Here is a 17,223-nt window from a genome sequence, read left to right as displayed (position 1 = left end):
ATTGCCTTTGTCTACGCAAACTGTCGCGCTAGACATAATGGGGGGAGATATCGGCCCCTCGGAAACAGTGCCTGCCGCCGTGCAGGCACTGTCTCTTCTACCCCAGCTAAAACTTGTTCTGGTCGGTGATCAACACCAGACCGCCCCTCTTCTGCAGCAACATGGCTTGCTCAACCACCCTCGCGTTCGTCTCGTGCATGCCTCCCAGGTCGTGGGCATGGGCGAAAAGCCTATCGTGGCGCTGCGTACCCTGAAAGACTCCTCCATGCGCGTGACCCTGGATCTGGTCAAAAGCGGCGCTGCCGATGCCTGTGTCAGTGCCGGCAACACCGGTGCCTTGATGGCCATGGCCAAGTGCGTGCTCAAATCCTTGCCCGGTGTTGACCGGCCAGCCCTCATCAAGGCGCTGCCCACATTGGGTGGAAAACGGACCGTGATGCTGGATCTGGGTGCGAACGTGAGCTGCGATGCCGACACCCTGCTGCAATTTGCCGTGATGGGCGCCGTAGTCGCAGAGAAGGTGGAGGGGATACCTTCACCCAGAGTGGCACTGCTCAACGTGGGGGAGGAGGAGATCAAGGGCAACGACCTGGTGCGCCACAGCGCCGAGTTGCTGCGCCAATGCTCCGCCCTGAATTTTGTCGGTTTCATTGAGGGGGACAGGATCTTCAGCGGCGAGTGCGACGTGATCGTCTGCGACGGTTTCGTGGGCAACGTGGCGCTCAAGACCGCGGAGGGGGTGGTGCGGATGATGGCCGAACTGGCCGGATATCCGCGCAAAAAACGCAGTTTTCTTGGTCGACTCGCCGGATTTATGTTCAAACGGCGTTTCTCTTACCTGAACCCCGACCAGTATAATGGCGCGAGTCTGTTAGGATTGCGCGGCATTGTGGTAAAAAGCCATGGGCGGGCCGAGCGCCGCGCTCTGTGTCATGCGATTCTGCTGGCCGCACAAGAAGCCAGACATCAACTTCCATTGCAAATTGCAGATCGCCTTGAATCTGTCTTTTCCGACAGGGATTTATAAAACTCTATGCATAGCAAAATTCTGGGTACTGGCAGTTATCTGCCGAGTTCGGTTCGTACCAACGCCGATCTTGAACAGATGGTTGAAACCAGTGACGAATGGATCGTGGAACGCACCGGGATCCGTGAACGCCGTATCGCCGGAGCCGACGAAACCGTCGCGACCCTTTCTCATCAGGCGGCCTTGCGTGCGCTTGATGCGGCAGGTCTGACTGCCGCCGATCTGGACATGATAGTGCTGGCCACTACCAGCGCAGAGAATGCCTTCCCAGCTGCTGCCTGTGAACTGCAGGGGCTGCTTGACGTACCGGGGATCCCGGCGTTTGACGTAGCCGCCGCTTGTGCCGGCTTTACATATGCTCTCGCCATCGCCGATCAGTTCGTCAAATCCGGCGCTGCTCGCCACGTGCTGGTTGTCGGTGCGGACGTGCTGTCACGCATGTGCGATCCCGAGGATCGCGGCACCATCATCCTGTTCGGGGATGGGGCAGGGGCCGTGGTCATCGGTGCCAGCGACACGCCGGGCATCCTCTCCACCCATCTGCATGCCGATGGCCGTTATGGCGAGCTGCTCAAACTGCCGCAGCCCCGTCGCGGCATGCCGGGTGCTGAGCTCGAAGCCTACATGTACATGAAGGGCAACGATGTCTTCAAGGTGGCGGTGACACGCCTTAGCGAGATCGTGACCGAAACCCTGGCTGCGGCCAACGTCGAGCCGAGCGAGCTGGACTGGCTGGTGCCCCATCAAGCCAACTTCCGCATCATCAATGCCACCGCGAAGAAACTCGGCATGGGGCTCGACAAGGTGATCCTGACCCTGGATCGTCATGGCAATACCTCCGCGGCCTCCGTGCCCATCGCCTTCGATGAAGGGGTGCGCGATGGTCGTATCAAACCCGGCCAGCTGGTCCTGCTGGAAGCCTTCGGCGGCGGTTTTGCCTGGGGCTCTGCGCTGGTTCGCCTCTGATACCGAGCGGTGCCCGGTCCTCGGGCGCCCGCTTACCGAATTCGTCTTACCTTAAAGGAATCAATGATGACCCGATTTGCCATTGCCTTCCCGGGACAAGGCTCCCAGAGCGTCGGCATGCTGGCCGAGCTGGCCGAGCAACACGCCGTGATTAAAGAGACCTTCGCCGAGGCGAGCCAGGTGCTGGGTTATGACCTGTTTGCCCTGGTGATGGCAGGCCCGGCCGAGGATCTGAACAAGACCTGGCGTACCCAGCCCGCGCTGTTGACCGCCTCGGTCGCGCTGTGGCGCCTGTGGCAACAGCAAGGCGGGGCAACCCCTGCCGTGATGGCCGGCCACAGCCTGGGGGAATACTCCGCCCTGGTGTGCAGCGGCGCGCTGGCGTTTGCTGATGCAGTCAAACTGGTCGAGCTGCGTGGCCTGGCCATGCAGGAAGCCGTACCGGAAGGCACTGGCGCCATGGCTGCCATCATCGGTCTGGACAACGAAAGCATCGCTGCCAACTGTGAGAAAGCGGCCCAGGGGCAGGTGGTCTCTCCGGTCAACTTCAACTCTCCGGGCCAGGTGGTCATCGCCGGCCACAAAGAGGCGGTCGAACGTGCCAACGTGCTGATGAAAGAGTCAGGCGCCAAGCGTGCCCTGCCGCTGCCGGTCTCCGTGCCCTCCCACTGCGCCCTGATGAAACCGGCCGCAGAAAAGCTGGCCGCCGCCCTGGATGGGATCGAGATCAAGGTTCCCGCCATCGCCGTCATCAATAATGTCGACGTCTCTTGTGAGCAGGATCCTGCCGCCATCAAGCAAGCCTTGGTGCGTCAGCTGTTCAGCCCGGTTCGCTGGACTGAAACGGTAGAGCGCATGGCAAACGACGGTGTTACCCTCGAGATCGAGATGGGCCCGGGCAAGGTATTGACCGGCCTGGCCAAGCGTATCGATGCGCGAGTGGAAGGTATTCACGCCAACGACGCCGCCTCGTTCGAGCAGGCGCTGGCCCAGATCAAGTAAACAGGAGCAAGTCATGAGTTTTACCGATAAGGTTGTGTTGGTCACTGGCGCCAGCCGTGGCATTGGTCGTGCGATTGCGGAGATGTTTGCTGCTCGTGGCGCCAAAGTCGTGGGGACCGCGACCAGCGAGAGCGGTGCCGAGGCGATCAGTGCTTACCTGGGTGAACAAGGCTGCGGCATGGCACTGAACGTGACCAGTCAGGAATCTATCGAAACCGTCTTCGCCGCCATCAAGGCGCGTTTTGGCGACATCGACATCCTGATCAACAACGCCGGCATCACCCGCGACAACCTGCTGATGCGGATGAAGGATGACGAGTGGAACGAGATCATCGACACCAATCTCACCTCCCTGTACCGTCTGAGCAAGCCGGTATTGCGTGCCATGATGAAGAAGCGTAACGGTCGCATCATCAGCATCGGTTCCGTGGTCGGCACCATGGGCAACGCCGGTCAGGTCAACTATGCTGCTGCCAAGGCTGGTCTGGTTGGCTTTACCAAGTCGCTGGCCCGTGAAGTGGCATCCCGTGGCATCACGGTGAATGCGGTTGCTCCCGGTTTCATCGAGACCGACATGACCAAGGCGCTCAATGAAGAGCAGCGCGCCGGCATCATGAATCAGGTGCCTGCCGCCCGTTTGGGCGATCCGAAAGAAATTGCTGCCGCTGTGGTATTCTTGGCATCGGATGATGCCGCCTATATTACCGGCGAAACCCTGCATGTTAATGGCGGGATGTACATGGTGTAATCAATTTGTCGTGAGTTCTGTTCAAATTTGCGATAATACGCCGAAGTTTGGCGAATTTCGTGGTTTGACCAGCGGCAAGTCACTTGCAAACTCACGTCAATTGAATACACTACCCCAACCAGACGCAATAGCGTATTTTTAAAGGAAAATTCAGGTCATGAGCAACATCGAAGAACGCGTAAAGAAAATCATCATCGAACAACTGGGTGTTAAAGAAGAAGACGTGAAGAACGCTGCCTCCTTCGTCGACGACCTGGGCGCTGACTCTTTGGATACCGTTGAACTGGTAATGGCGCTGGAAGAAGAATTCGATACCGAAATTCCTGATGAAGAAGCCGAGAAGATCACCACTGTTCAAGCGGCTATCGACTACATCACCGCTAATCAGGAATAAGTTCCTGTTCTGAAAGAAGCGGCCCAAGGGCCGCTTCTTTTATGTTTACCCCTTTCAAAACACCTCTCGGAGACTACCTCAGTGTCAAAACGCAGAGTCGTGGTGACCGGCTTGGGGATGCTTTCCCCGGTAGGCAACACTGCCGAATCCAGCTGGCAAGCCCTGCTCAACGGGCAGAGCGGCATTTCCCTCATCGACCACTTTGATGCAAGCGAGTTCGCAACCCGTTTCGCAGGCTTGGTCAAGGATTTCGACCCCGAAGAGTTCGGCATCAACCGCAAAGAAGCCCGCAAGATGGATCTCTTCATCCAGTATGGCGTGGCGGCGGGTGTTCAGGCCCTGGAAGATTCCGGCCTGATCATCAACGAAGAGAACGCGGAGCGGGTAGGCGTTGCCATCGGCTCCGGTATCGGCGGTCTGGGTCTGATTGAGCAGAACCACAGCAGCCTCATCAATGGCGGCCCCCGCAAGCTGAGCCCTTTCTTCGTTCCGTCCACCATCATCAATATGGTGTCCGGTCATCTTTCCATCATGAAAGGCATGCAGGGCCCGAACATCGCCGTGACTACCGCCTGTACCACGGGTACCCATGCCATCGGCATGGCTGGCCGGATGATCGCCTATGGCGATGCGGACGTGATGGTTGCCGGTGGTGCCGAGAAAGCCTCCACCCCCATGGGCATGGGCGGCTTTGCCGCTGCCAAGGCGCTCTCCACCCGTAATGACGAACCGCAGAAGGCGAGCCGCCCCTGGGACAAGGATCGCGACGGTTTCGTGCTGGGCGACGGTGCCGGCGTATTGGTGCTGGAAGAGTACGAACATGCCAAGGCCCGCGGCGCCAAGATCTATGCCGAGTTGGTCGGCTTTGGCATGAGCGGGGATGCCTATCACATGACGGCCCCTCCCTCGGACGGCGATGGTGGCGCACGCGCCATGAAGAACGCCATCAAGGATGCTGGCATCGCACCCGAGCAGATCGGTTACATCAATGCCCACGGTACCTCCACCCCCCTTGGGGATGTGGCAGAGCTGCGCGGCATGAAGAAGGTGTTTGGTGACCATGCCAGCGCCCTGATGGTCAGCTCCACCAAGTCCATGACAGGCCACCTGTTGGGTGCGGCTGGCGCCATCGAGGCGATCATCACCGTGCTCTCTCTGCGTGACCAGATGGTGCCTCCCACCATCAACCTGGACAAGCCGGATGATGAGTGCGACCTGGATCTGGTGCCGCATGTTGCCAAGGCCGGCAGCTTCGAATATGCCCTCTCCAATTCCTTCGGTTTTGGCGGCACCAATGGCTCCCTGATCTTCAAACGCGTATAATTCGCTCTGGGCGAATGATAAGGCCCGATACGGCAGTATCGGGCCTTTTTTATCGGAGGGATCCCCTTGCTGATTAATGGAATACCCACAGAAACACTGTCAGCCAGGGATCGTGGACTGGCATACGGTGATGGTCATTTCACCACCATGCTGGTGAGGGAAGGGAAGGTACTCTGGTGGCAGGACCATCAGGCCCGGCTGCAACATGCCAACGCCCGGCTTGGTTTTGGCGAGCACTCCTGGGACCTGCTTGCCGACGAGGCGGCGCAGCTGGCTTCTGGGCAGACACAGGCTGTCGTCAAGATAATGCTGACTCGGGGCGCCGGTGGGCGGGGATATGACGGCGCAGGCTGTGACACGCCCACTCGCATCGTCTCTTTGGCACCTTATCCTGAGCATTATCATGATTGGCAGCAAACCGGCATCAATGCCCTGGTATGCCAGCAGCAGCTTGGGGACAGTCCCATGCTCGCCGGTCTCAAGACGCTGGGGCGCCTCGAACAAGTGATGCTGAAGCGCGAACTTGCTGCGCGTGGCGGGGTCGAAGGTATAGTCTTGAACAGCCGGGGATTTCTGGTAGAAGGGGTCAGCGCGAATCTGTTTTGGCGTCGTGGCAGGACGGTGTTCACACCGGATCTCACCCGCGCCGGGATCGATGGCATCATGCGCAAGCGCGTGATGACGATGCTTAAACAGATGGGCATTGAACTGCGTGTCGTAGAGGCTCCATTGGAGTCACTCTGGCAGGCGGAAGAGGTCTGGCTGACCAATACCCTGATGGGGATTGTCCCGGTCACCCGCATCGGGGATATGCACTATCCCAGTCCGGTATTGATTCGCCGTTTACAGGAGCGCTTGGTCATTGAAGTTTAATCGGCTTTACACCCTGCTCGCGGGGGCGGCACTCTCTGTCGCCGTTGCCGGAGGGTACGTGTATCACAAGTGGCAACAGGTGGAGACGCTCACCAACAAGGGGCCAACCCGCCTCTTTACCGTCGAAAAAGGCGCCCATGCGGCGCGCCTGATTGCCGAACTGGGGGAGGGGGAAACCAGCCCCTGGGCGGTGCGTCTCTGGTTGCGCGGTCATCCCGAACTGGTGGCCATCAAGTCCGGCACCTATGAAATCAAGGAAGGGGCGCCGCTCAAGGAGACTCTCTCTCTCTTTGCTTCCGGCAAGGAGTTTCACTTCAGCCTGACCTTTGTCGAAGGGTCCCGTTTTGAGGATTGGCTGAAGCAACTTTCCAGCGCTCCCTATCTGGAGCGCCTGACTCTGGAGCAGAGCGAAACCGAACTGGCTCAGGAACTCGGCATCGAAAATGGCAAGCTGGAGGGGTGGTTCCTGCCGGAAACCTACGCCTATACCACTCATGCCAGCGATCTTTCCATCCTGCGCCGCGCCTATCAGGACATGAAAACGTTCTTGGAGGCTTCCTGGGAGAAGCGTCAGGCCAATCTGCCCTACAAGACACCCTATGAGGCGCTCATCATGGCCTCCATCATCGAAAAAGAGACGGGCCAACCGGATGAACGGGCCCAGATTGCCTCTGTGTTCGTCAACCGTCTACGCCTTGGCATGAAGTTGCAGACCGACCCTACCGTCATCTACGGGGTGAAGGAGAGGTACGATGGCAACATTCGCCGCAGCGATCTGACCGACGTGAACCCCTACAACACCTATGTGATCGACGGTCTGCCTCCGACGCCTATCGCCATGCCGGGCAAGGCCTCCATCGAAGCGGCGCTCAACCCCAAATCGACCGACTATCTCTACTTCGTTGCCAAGGGGGGCGGTGCCCACTACTTCTCCAAGACCCTCGATGAACACAATCGGGCGGTGCGTGAATACATATTGAAGAAACCCTAATGTCTAAATTTATCGTGATTGAAGGATTGGAAGGGGCAGGGAAGAGCTCTGCGGTGCGCTATGTGACCGACTATCTGCAAGCCCACGGAGTTGCGCGGATCGAGTGCACCCGGGAGCCGGGCGGCACGCCGCTGGCGGAACGCATGCGGGCCATCGTCAAGGAAGTACACGACGAGCGCCTGACCGTCGAGGCCGAGCTGCTGTTGATGTACGCCTCCCGGGTACAACTGGTGGAGACCCGGATCAAGCCTGCCCTGGCAGACGGCATCTGGGTAGTGGGCGATCGCCACGATCTCTCCTCCCAGGCCTATCAGGGGGGTGGCCGCGGCATCGATGCGAACCTCATCGGCGCCATCAAACGGGCGGTCCTCGGGGATTTCAAGCCGGATCTGACCCTTTATCTCGACATTGATCCTGCCATCGGCCTGCAGCGGGCCCGCCATCGCGGCGAGCTGGACAGGATTGAGCTGGAGCAGATCGGCTTCTTTGAACGTACCCGCCTGCGTTACCTCGAGTTGGCGGCCGCCGATGATTCCATCCAGGTCATCGATGCCGGGTTGCCCCCGGCGCAAGTCAAAGCCGCCATCGAGGCAGCCCTTGAGCATTATCTGGCAAGCGAGGGGCTATGTATCCCTGGCTGATCCCGGATTGGCATGCCTTGAGCGAGACGGCCCGGGCCGGACGGCTCGGCCACGCCTGGTTGCTGCTAGGCGATCCCGGCCTTGGCAAGGAGCAGCTTGCAGAGCGACTGGCGCGACTGCACCTGTGTCAGTATCCACAACGAGGTGAGCCCTGCGGTCAGTGCCACTCCTGCCAACTGTTTGAGAAGGGGCATCACCCGGATCTTGGCACCCTGGGGCCCGAGGGCAAGACCATAGGTGTCGAAGCCATCCGGGAGATTTGCAGCCGCCTCCAGAGCACGTCCCAGCTCGGTCGCGGCAAGGTGGTGATCATTCAGGAGGCGGAGCGCATGACGGAGTCTGCCGCCAATGCTTTGCTGAAGACGCTGGAAGAGCCGGCTGGCGACAGTCTGTTGCTGCTCATCGCATCCCGGGTATCTCGCCTGCTCCCCACCATCTTGAGCCGTTGTCACAAACATGTCTGCCAGCTCCCCTCTGAAGGTGAGACCCTTGCCTGGCTCACCGAGCAGGGCCATCAGGCTACCCAGGCCCAGGTGCGGATCTGCCAGGGTGCGCCGCTGCGGGTGCTGAGCTATATCGAAGCACAGCAAGATGATGCCAGACGGGCATTGCTCGACGGATTTGTCTCGCTGACATCGGCCCCCACCCGTGCGGCGAATGTCTGCGCCCAGTTGGCCGAGGATAATCAGGTCCGGCTGCACTGGTTGCAGCTCTTCCTGTGCGATGCCCTCAAGCTTCAGGCTGGCTGCGGTCATCATCAACTGGCGATGCCGGATCTTGCATCACTCAGCCAGCAACTGGCTGAGAGACATTCCAGCGAACGGCTCCTGGAAGCTGAACAGCAGCTGGTTGTGCTGAAAGAGGCTTGTCAGCCTGGACAGCTTTCCAATCCCACCATCCATTTGATGAACTGGCTCAATCGCTGGTTATAAACAAGGTTGTCTATGTTACTCGTTGATTCCCATTGCCATCTCGATCGCTTGAGTTATGGCTCCAAGCAGACCGACATGGCCGATGTCCTGGCCAAGGCGGCGCAGCAGAGCGTGGGATATTTTCTCTGCGTGAGTGTGACCCAGGCCCAGTTCCCGACCATGATGGAGGCCATCGCTCCCTATCCCCAGGTGTTTGCCTCCTGTGGTGTCCACCCGCTCAATCAGGATCCCGGGGTGGATGCTGACTTGCTGATGACTCAGGCGGCCGATGAGAGAGTGGTGGCCGTCGGCGAAACCGGGCTCGACTACTTCTATTCACCGGAAAACAAGGATGTACAGCAAGCCTCTTTCCGCGAACATATTCGTGTAGCCCGGGCACTGAACAAACCGCTCATCATCCACACCCGGGATGCCCAGGAAGACACCTTGAGGATCATGCGAGAGGAGGGGGCCGAACAGGTGGGCGGAGTGCTGCACTGCTTCACCGAGTCCCTCGAGATGGCCGAGGCCGCGATGGCCATGGGGTTCTATATTTCCATCTCGGGGATAGCCACCTTCAAGAACGCCTCAGCCCTGCAGGCCGTGGTCAAGGCGTTGCCCCTGGAGCGACTGCTGGTTGAAACCGACTCTCCCTATCTGGCACCGGTTCCCCACCGGGGGAGGGAGAATGAGCCGGCCTTTGTTCGCGACGTCGCCCAATTTATCGCGGATCTTCGCCAGATACCGCTCGCTGAATTGGCAGAGGCCACCAGCCATAATTTCTTCGAATTGTTCAAGTTGGCAAAGCGATAACAGACAACGCCCCGCATAGCGGGGCGTTGTCTGTGACAATCTGCACTATCACGATCCATCCCAAAACAATCATGCCAAGTTGTTATCTCTCACTTTGTGTGGTGGATGCTGACGAGTTCAAATTGCCAGCACCTGATAAAACGGAGCAGGGATGACAGAATGCTTGAGGAATAGATGAGGGGGCTGAAATGGGTTAAAAGCACTCTTCACAAGTATCGATAATATTCATTATCGATACTTGATAGATCTGGAAGATCCTGTAAGATCCATCGAAACTCCGCTTTAAATCATAGAGTTAAGTGAACTACCCACGCCTTCAAAACCCAGTTCAGCAATCCTTGCAAAGCGTCTTCGATCCTCAGCTGAACAGCCGGGCAAGACGCTTTCTGCGTAGCGCCAAAGCCGACTCCACCCTCAATGCCTATCAGGCAGATACCCGTATCTTTGTCTCCTGGTGCCAGCTCCACGGGCTGGATCCCTTGCAGACGACACACCACGACATCATGAATTTTCTGGCGGATCAGGCCGACGGCATCCTGGCCAACTGGGTCTGGCTGGACAAAGAAGAAGGGAAGGGGGAGCTTCGCAACGGGGAACCTCGCAAACCGGCCACCCTGGTAAGACGGCTTGCCGGCATTCGCTATGCCTTCAAGCAGAAGGGGATCCACCCCATGCCGACCGAGCATGCGGAGATAAAGGAGATGATGCGGGGCATAGTACGGCTCGGTGATAACCGCAAACGCAAAACGGGGGCGCTGACCCTGAAACCATTGGCCTGCGTGCTGGACGAGATAGATACCAGCAACCTGGCGGGACTTCGGGATTACACCCTGTTGCTCCTGATGTTTAGTGGTGCCTTGCGTCGGTCGGAAGCGGCCAGGATCGAGGTGAATGACGTGCAGTTTGTGGGGCAGGGGATACGCCTTCGTCTCAAACCAAGCAAACATCAGCTCCATGAATCGGAGATAGCACTCATTCCAGGTACCCGGTATTGCCCGGTCTCTGCACTGCAACAATGGCTGAAAAAAAGCCGAATTGCTGAGGGCCCCCTGTTTCGCCGGATGAATCGCTGGGGCCAGCTGATGGCAGATCCCCTGGGGCCGCAAGGTATCAACTTGATGATCAAGCGGCGAACCGGCCAGGCCATCGACGATCTCCACGTCAGTGGCCACAGTTTGCGGCGGGGGTTCATCACCTCGGCGGTGACGGCGGGCAAGCCGATGAACAAGATCATCGAGGTGACCCGACACAAGGACATGCGCACCTTGCAGGAATATTTCGACGATGCCCACAAGTTCTCCGATCACGCCCTGGATGGGTTGTTATAGAGAACCGCGCCTCTCCATTTTTTATGTTAAATGATATCCTGTTGATCTGGTGATATATTCATGTCGTCCTCCACAGACATCATAACGGTGGGAGAGTCGTAATCCGATTTACTTTCGTAGAAGATGCCAATGAAAAATGAGAGATAACATTCACGATGTAGACATGTCGGAAGGTCACGATAGCCAGGAATTGAAGAAAAGCGCTGCGCAAGAGAATGCCGAACGGCAGCGCCAGCACGTGAAGCGCAAGCAGGAAACCCACAGCCGGTTGCAATGCTGGATAAGCAATCGTCATGCAGAGAGGTTGGCCATGCTGGGGCAACAACTGGAAGACAGTCAGGCCTCCATCATCGAGCAGGCAATCGATCTGCTCTATCAGCACGAACTGCAACAAACGACCAACGCGCAGCAGAGCGATATCCCCGAGTCGGCAGACATACTCGAATAGACGATGGTATCGAACCGGCGTGATTGAAAAAGGAAGACAAAAAAAGCCAGGTACGAATTCCTTGTACCTGGCATAGGGGAATTGGCTCCTTGCAGAGCCGTGCGCTAACTGGTATGCAGATAGCCTTAAGCTTAGACAAGGCTCTAGGCATTTCAAGAACCGGATAAAAGTTCAACCAGAGTGGGGGTTTTTCAGACTCGAACAGGCGCTATTTTTGCTCGAGCGACCCCACTCTCACGCATTGAACAGGTTGTTATCCCGTACCAGCTCCCGGGGCAGGGCATTCTTGATGCGACTCCCCACCCATTTCCCCATGCCGAGCGGGTGCCCCTGGTAACGAACGATCACTTCCCCAGTCCCGGCATCCTGCTCTGGCCAGACATCTCGTCCCATCATGAATTCACGGGCATTGGAGGCATCCAGCTCGACGCATCCCTTACTCGCCTCATGGCCGTAAGCCAGAGCCCATTCATGGGTCAATCGATATCCCTTCTTGAAGGTCTCAGCCAGCTTGATGCCGATGCGATCGAAGCGCAGCTTCCCCTGTACCTGCTCGAAGGCGTGAGGGAAGAGCCAGATCTCGTCATTGCGGCCAAACAGTTGGCCATGGGGCACGATGCCAAAATTCCCTTCAATCTCCCGCAGCATGGGGCCAGCCTCTTTCTCTGGCAGCGGCGAGAAGGGGAACTTGCCGAGCTTGCCCGGTTTGAACATGGTGTTGGGCACGGAGTGATGCTTGCGCAACCGGGCGACGAAAAATCCTTCACTGTCGAAGATCTGGGGCCAAACGTGCAAGTATCCCTCCGGTGTACAGGCTTTCTCCGCTCCCGGAAAGAGATCGGCCAACGAGTCAAAGCTGAAGGCATCACCGAACTTCTCCTGCAACGACTGACAGACGGCCTGATTCTCTTGCAGGCTCAGGGTGCAGGTGGAGTAGACCAGTACGCCGCCGGGTTTGAGGGCGTGAAAAGCGCTCTCCAGCAGGCCACGCTGCACCGCGGCAATCTCGTCGATGCTCTCGAGACTCCAGTTGCGCAGCGCGTCTTCATCTTTTCGCACCGTCCCCTCGCCGGAGCAGGGGGCGTCGAGCAGGATGGCGTCGAAGGTTTCAGGCAGCCATTGGCCAAAGACCTTGGCATCGAAATGGGTCATGCCGACGTTGGTCACACCGCAGCGCTGGATATTGGCGCTCAGCACTTTCAACCTGCTGCTGGAAAACTCGTTGGCGATCAGCATGCCGCGGTTTTCCATCAGCGCCGCGATCTGGGTAGTCTTGGAGCCAGGGGCGGCGGCCGCGTCCAGCAACATGCCATCCCCTCGGGTTTGCTCACTGGCAAAGAGCGCCATCACCGGCAACATGGAGCTCGCTTCCTGGATATAGAAGAGGCCGCACAAATGCTCGGCCGTGTTGCCAAGGGGAACGCTCTCATCGCTGCGGGTGAGCCAGAAGCCGGCTGCACACCAGGGCACGGGATCCAGCTGCCAACCAAGCGGCGCCATACGGGCGACAAACTCGGATACCGTGATCTTGAGGGTGTTGACCCTGATGCTGCGCCGCAGCGGCTGCCGGCAACTCGCCACGAATGCCTCCATGGAGAGATGGGATGGCATGAACTCCGCAATGTGACGCAGGAAGTGATCGGGGAGGTAGGTGTTGTCGTGCACGGCGCAATCTCGCTGACCCAAAATAAGGGGCGACATCTTACCACAGTGCGCGGCCCTTCTTGATGGGGGAGTCCATGAGGCCATAAAAAAACCGGCACAAGGCCGGTTTTTGACGAACAGGGGAATAACTCAGGGCAAGATGCGGGGGCTCCACTCCAGCCACTCTTTCTCTGCCTTGGCATGAAGCGGATAACGATGGCCCGCCTTGACGGTCGCGCCCATTTCCCGCTCCGGCGTATTGAAGGCAATCCCGCCTGCCAGCAGGCTTTGCACCGTTTCGACCTCGATGGTGCCACCGGTCAGCCCGATATCGGCCTTGACCCCGGAGACATTCCAGAAGCGGCTATTGGCGCGTATCAGATGGGCGTACTGTCCATCCACATTCACATCGATCAGTACCTCGCTGCCATCCCGGGCCAGGGTCACGCCGGTGACGCTGCCCACCACCATCTTGCGAAACAGCAGGGGGCTGCCCACGCTGATGCCATCGACGGAGGGGCTCTTGAGGGTCAGGGCAAGACCGGCGGGGCCACTCTGACTCAAGGGGAAGGTCTCCTTGCCAGCCCCCCGGCCCGGCGTCGCCTCCACAAAGGCCCCCTTGATCAGGGTATCGAGGTGGGCAACCCCCCCCAGCCCGACCTTGGCCTGCACCAGGGCATAGCGTGCCCCGGATTGCAGGAAACGCGCGGCATATTGCTCATTCAGCTCGGCCTTGAAGCTCACCTGGCCCAGGGTCGGGTCCAGTTCCACCTGCTCTACCTTGCCGATGTCCACTCCGCGATAGCGGATGGGGCTGCCAACCCCGAGACCCGGGTTGTGATCCGCCGTGAGCGTGAGGGTGCGCACCTGGGAGCTTGCCTGCTCCTTGCTGTCAAAGAGCTGATGACTGCTGCGACCTGTCCCCAGCTTGTCGAATTCGATGGCACCACGCAGCAGGGTGGCGAGGTTCCCCATCTTGACCTGCACGCCGTCGAGCCGGATCTTGCCGTCGATGGCGGCCTTCTTCCAGAACTGGGGTTGCTGCTTGAGCAAAGGAGCATAGATGGCATCGATCTCCAGGGTGATGGCCACCCCGCGATCATCGGCATCCAGCGCCTTGACCTTGCCCGCTTCCAGTCCTAGGTAGAGGACGGGGGAGCCCACACCGATACCATCAGCCTGAGCGGCACGCAGCGTCCAGCTGACCGCTTTGGCATGGCGGCTCCCAAGCAGGGCCAGCTCCTGGCTGGGGTAGAGGCGGTCAATCCTGTCACCCTTCGCAGCCTGTACCAGCTTGATGCCCCCCGCCAACCAGGCACTGGCCGGGCTGGTCTCCACCTTGATACCGCTGAGGTCCGCCTCCACCTGCAAGGGGGCGGCGCGATAGAAGCGAGCCCGTTGCAGCAGATGGCGATAACGCTCGTTCACCAGCAACTCGACACTGGCATTGCCGCCGACATCCAGGGTCAGTGCCCCGAGCTGACCTATCTGCAACCCCTTGAACCAGAGCGGAGCCCCTTCGCTCAAACCGGCGAGATCCTCTGCCTGCAGGGTCAGCTTGATGCCGCCGCGCTGTGCCTGGCTCTCCAGGGTCATGGTGTTGACCCGTTTACCGGGTTCATAGTCCAGACGAATGGCGGGCCCGGCCAGCAGGCGATCCGCATGCTTGATCCCGGCAGGGGAGAGAGAGACCGTCTCCCACACCAGGCGACTCTTGCCGGTCACCCGGAACGCCTGTTCGGGGTTGATGAGGGCCGTCACGCTCCGCCCTTGCTCGGTGAGGCGAATAGGGTCGACTCGTCCAATCTCGATGCCCTCATAGAGGATGGGCATCCCTTCCTTGATGGGCAGAGTCCCCGCCTGGATGGTGATGCGCTCACCCCGGGCGGCCTCGGCCAGCCCCTTGTAGAGGATGAAGTTGACCCCCTTTTGCGCCACGGGAGAATCCTTGGGGGAGTCAAACGCAATGCCGCCGCTCAGGATGGAGGTGAGACTGCCCGCCTCCACGCTGACGCCAGCCAGGCTGAAGGAGCCCTTGATGCCGCTGATGTTCCAGAAGCGGGTATCCGCCTTGACGAGGTGCTCGAAGCGCGGCTCGATGACCAGATCCAGGATCACGTTCTGGTTCTCTTCCCCAAGACGGGTGTTGATGACACTGCCCACCTCCAGCCCGCGGAAATAGATCTTGGCGCCGATGCCCACCGACCCCAGAGAATCGGCTGTCAAGTGCAGGGTTCGCCCCTGGGCCTGATAACCGGGGGGAGGGCCATCCAGGGCATCGAACTCATCCTCCAGCGGGTTGTTCTCCCGTCCGGGTTGCAGGTTGATGTAGTTGCCGGACACCAGGGTGTCCAGGCCGGAGATCTCGGTCAGTGACGCCTTGGGACTCACCAGCCAAAAGTCGGAGCCCTTGCGTATGAGGGAGCGGGCACGGCTGTCCACCTTGGCCAGCACCGCAATCTTGCGACCATCCTGTGCCAGTTCCAGCTCCTGGACCACGCCGATGGCGACCCCCTGATAGCGCAACTGGGTCTTGCCCGGCAAGATACCGTTGCCCTGGGCAAAGTTGATGCGAATGAGTTGACCACTGCTCGTCCACTGCTGGTAGAGAAAGCCTCCCGCCAGCAAGAGGGCGATGAAGGGCAGCAACCAGACCGGGGATAACCAGCGGTGCTTCTCAATGACGGGCTCAGCCCCGACCATACCGACTCCTTACATTGGCTGTGATGCACAGCACGTTCGACACAAAAAACATTAACGGGCCGCCTTGTCCCACAACAGGCGGGTATCGAGCATCCTGGCCGACATCATGGTGAGCACCACTACGCCGGCGAACGCCGTCGCCCCGGGGCCGGCACGCACGTTGAGCAGCACGCCGCGATCCACCAGGGCCACCATCAGCGAGATGACGAACAGGTCCAGCATGGACCAGCGTCCGATGAAATCGATGATGCGGTACATGACGAGCTGGCGTTTGCGGCGCACGGGCTTGCTGCGCTGCAACTGCCAGCAGATCCAGCCAAGGCCCAGGATCTTGCCGATGGGCACGATGATGCTAGCCGTCAGTACTATGGTGGCGATGCCGGACATCTTGCTGCGATAGAGCGCCATGATACCGCTGAAAATGGTATCGGACTGCAATAATCCCTTGTTGTAGAAGTGGGTGATGGGCAGCAGATTCGCAGGCAACAACATGAAGGTGGCCAGCGCCAACAGGCCCCATGACCAGGCGAGGGAATGGGGGATGCGCATCTGCAAGGGGGTGTGACAACGAGGGCAGCTCATGCCGTGTTGATGGCGCACCAGCAACCCGCAGGTATGGCAGCGGCAAAGCCCCAGTTCACGGGCGCTGATCGGGGACATGGTCCGGCTCCCGGGAGGCATGTTGCAGCGGAATCCGCTCCCAGTAAGGGGCAGGATCAAAGAGGATCAGCAGCGTCATGTTGAGCAGCATCAGACAACCCAGGCTCAGCAGACCGCCTCCCAGGCGCACGTCGGCGATGTCGATAAGCTTGAACAGGGCGACCAGCAGGCTGACGATGTACACCTCCAGCATGGCCCAGTGGCGAAATACCTCGACCGCTTTGAGGGTCCACGCCAGCAGATGCCAGCGCTTGGCCAGGCCGGAGGCGAGGGCAAAGATCCCGAGCAGCAGCCCCGTCGGCGCCAGCACGGCGCACCAGAGCACCAGTGTTGCCACCCAGAGCTCGCTCTCGGCATACAGCATCATAATTCCCTTGATCAGGTTGGCGTCCGAGTTCACGCCCGCCAGACGAAGATAGATCAAAGGCTCAAAAAACGCGGAAGGCAGCAACAGGAATCCGGTGATGGTCAGCGCCATCAACTGGGAAGGGCGAAAGGCATAGCGCCCATACAGATGCTGATGACAGCGGGGGCAATGGGCGTGACGGCGCAGTGGCAGCAACTTGCGTTCGATCAGCAAGTCACAGGCCGGACAGACAATCACCGAGTGCGGATCCGACATACGATTCAACCTGTTGAAGGAATTGATGAAATTTACCTTAAAACGCCAGCCCTGTCTTGCCGCGCTGCACAGCCCCCTTTGAAAAGACGTGTTTTCCGCTGTGAACTGGCCGCCGCCAGCCAAGCAGGG

Annotated in this window: 17 protein-coding genes; 13 read left to right on the top strand and 4 right to left on the bottom strand. The window is 59.2% G+C overall.

Annotation, left to right across the window (positions count from 1 at the left end; genetic code table 11):
- The first annotated feature begins 7 nt into the window (after positions 1–7).
- From plsX to AB5Y59_RS14370, 13 genes are all read left to right on the top strand, one after another.
- Positions 8–1,027 carry a phosphate acyltransferase PlsX gene (gene plsX, locus AB5Y59_RS14430; RefSeq protein ID WP_041215168.1) on the top strand — a complete coding sequence of 340 codons (1,020 nt, stop codon included), beginning with the start codon at positions 8–10 and terminating at the stop codon, positions 1,025–1,027.
- A gap of 6 nt (positions 1,028–1,033) precedes the next feature.
- Positions 1,034–1,993 (top strand): beta-ketoacyl-ACP synthase III, encoded by a 960-nt coding sequence (locus AB5Y59_RS14425; protein WP_010674740.1) that lies wholly within the window; start codon positions 1,034–1,036, stop codon positions 1,991–1,993.
- A 66-nt stretch (positions 1,994–2,059) separates the two neighbouring features.
- A complete protein-coding gene (gene fabD / locus AB5Y59_RS14420; RefSeq protein ID WP_042017641.1) occupies positions 2,060–2,995 on the top strand; it encodes an ACP S-malonyltransferase in 936 nt (311 codons plus the stop codon).
- Positions 2,996–3,008: 13 nt separating this feature from the next.
- Positions 3,009–3,743: a 3-oxoacyl-ACP reductase FabG gene (fabG, locus tag AB5Y59_RS14415; RefSeq protein ID WP_010674742.1), complete on the top strand. Its 735-nt coding sequence runs from the start codon at positions 3,009–3,011 to the stop codon at positions 3,741–3,743.
- A 157-nt stretch (positions 3,744–3,900) separates the two neighbouring features.
- The gene (gene acpP, locus AB5Y59_RS14410; RefSeq protein WP_005300909.1) at positions 3,901–4,137 is read left to right on the top strand and encodes an acyl carrier protein; all 237 of its coding nucleotides are present in this window, start codon (positions 3,901–3,903) and stop codon (positions 4,135–4,137) included.
- A gap of 81 nt (positions 4,138–4,218) precedes the next feature.
- Positions 4,219–5,460 (top strand): beta-ketoacyl-ACP synthase II, encoded by a 1,242-nt coding sequence (fabF, locus tag AB5Y59_RS14405; RefSeq protein WP_010674743.1) that lies wholly within the window; start codon positions 4,219–4,221, stop codon positions 5,458–5,460.
- Positions 5,461–5,526: 66 nt separating this feature from the next.
- Positions 5,527–6,333: an aminodeoxychorismate lyase gene (gene pabC / locus AB5Y59_RS14400; RefSeq protein WP_180344748.1), complete on the top strand. Its 807-nt coding sequence runs from the start codon at positions 5,527–5,529 to the stop codon at positions 6,331–6,333.
- Entirely contained in the window at positions 6,323–7,324 is a 1,002-nt protein-coding gene (mltG, locus tag AB5Y59_RS14395) for an endolytic transglycosylase MltG (protein ID WP_029314535.1), read from the top strand. The genes pabC and mltG overlap by 11 nt, the downstream gene beginning before the upstream one ends.
- The gene (gene tmk / locus AB5Y59_RS14390; RefSeq protein ID WP_103260128.1) at positions 7,324–7,965 is read left to right on the top strand and encodes a dTMP kinase; all 642 of its coding nucleotides are present in this window, start codon (positions 7,324–7,326) and stop codon (positions 7,963–7,965) included. The genes mltG and tmk overlap by 1 nt, the downstream gene beginning before the upstream one ends.
- A complete protein-coding gene (holB, locus tag AB5Y59_RS14385; protein ID WP_264818549.1) occupies positions 7,950–8,897 on the top strand; it encodes a DNA polymerase III subunit delta' in 948 nt (315 codons plus the stop codon). The genes tmk and holB overlap by 16 nt, the downstream gene beginning before the upstream one ends.
- Before the next feature lie 12 nt (positions 8,898–8,909).
- Complete coding sequence (locus AB5Y59_RS14380) at positions 8,910–9,689, top strand: TatD family hydrolase (RefSeq protein ID WP_201956758.1); 780 nt, start codon at positions 8,910–8,912, stop codon at positions 9,687–9,689.
- 299 nt (positions 9,690–9,988) lie between these two features.
- Positions 9,989–11,017 (top strand): site-specific integrase, encoded by a 1,029-nt coding sequence (locus tag AB5Y59_RS14375; protein ID WP_041215162.1) that lies wholly within the window; start codon positions 9,989–9,991, stop codon positions 11,015–11,017.
- 163 nt (positions 11,018–11,180) lie between these two features.
- Positions 11,181–11,465 carry a RepB family protein gene (locus tag AB5Y59_RS14370; protein WP_041201618.1) on the top strand — a complete coding sequence of 95 codons (285 nt, stop codon included), beginning with the start codon at positions 11,181–11,183 and terminating at the stop codon, positions 11,463–11,465.
- 234 nt (positions 11,466–11,699) lie between these two features.
- On the opposite strand, the gene rsmF is transcribed toward AB5Y59_RS14370, so the two are convergent.
- From rsmF to AB5Y59_RS14350, 4 genes are all read right to left on the bottom strand, one after another.
- Positions 11,700–13,130, bottom strand: coding sequence for a 16S rRNA (cytosine(1407)-C(5))-methyltransferase RsmF (gene rsmF / locus AB5Y59_RS14365; protein WP_041205785.1), 1,431 nt, complete (start codon positions 13,128–13,130; stop codon positions 11,700–11,702).
- Positions 13,131–13,259: 129 nt separating this feature from the next.
- The gene (locus AB5Y59_RS14360) at positions 13,260–15,812 is read right to left on the bottom strand and encodes an MlaD family protein (RefSeq protein WP_368212203.1); all 2,553 of its coding nucleotides are present in this window, start codon (positions 15,810–15,812) and stop codon (positions 13,260–13,262) included.
- A 51-nt stretch (positions 15,813–15,863) separates the two neighbouring features.
- The gene (locus AB5Y59_RS14355; RefSeq protein WP_010674753.1) at positions 15,864–16,472 is read right to left on the bottom strand and encodes a paraquat-inducible protein A; all 609 of its coding nucleotides are present in this window, start codon (positions 16,470–16,472) and stop codon (positions 15,864–15,866) included.
- The gene (locus tag AB5Y59_RS14350; protein ID WP_010674754.1) at positions 16,450–17,094 is read right to left on the bottom strand and encodes a paraquat-inducible protein A; all 645 of its coding nucleotides are present in this window, start codon (positions 17,092–17,094) and stop codon (positions 16,450–16,452) included. Before AB5Y59_RS14350 ends, AB5Y59_RS14355 begins: the two co-directional genes overlap by 23 nt.
- Between the last annotated feature and the right edge of the window lie 129 nt (positions 17,095–17,223).

Source organism: Aeromonas sp. s10, assembly GCF_040907975.1.
Taxonomy (GTDB): Bacteria; Pseudomonadota; Gammaproteobacteria; order Enterobacterales; family Aeromonadaceae; genus Aeromonas; species Aeromonas caviae.
Note: the sequence above shows the minus strand (reverse complement) of the source record. Positions and strands in the feature narration are given on the sequence as shown.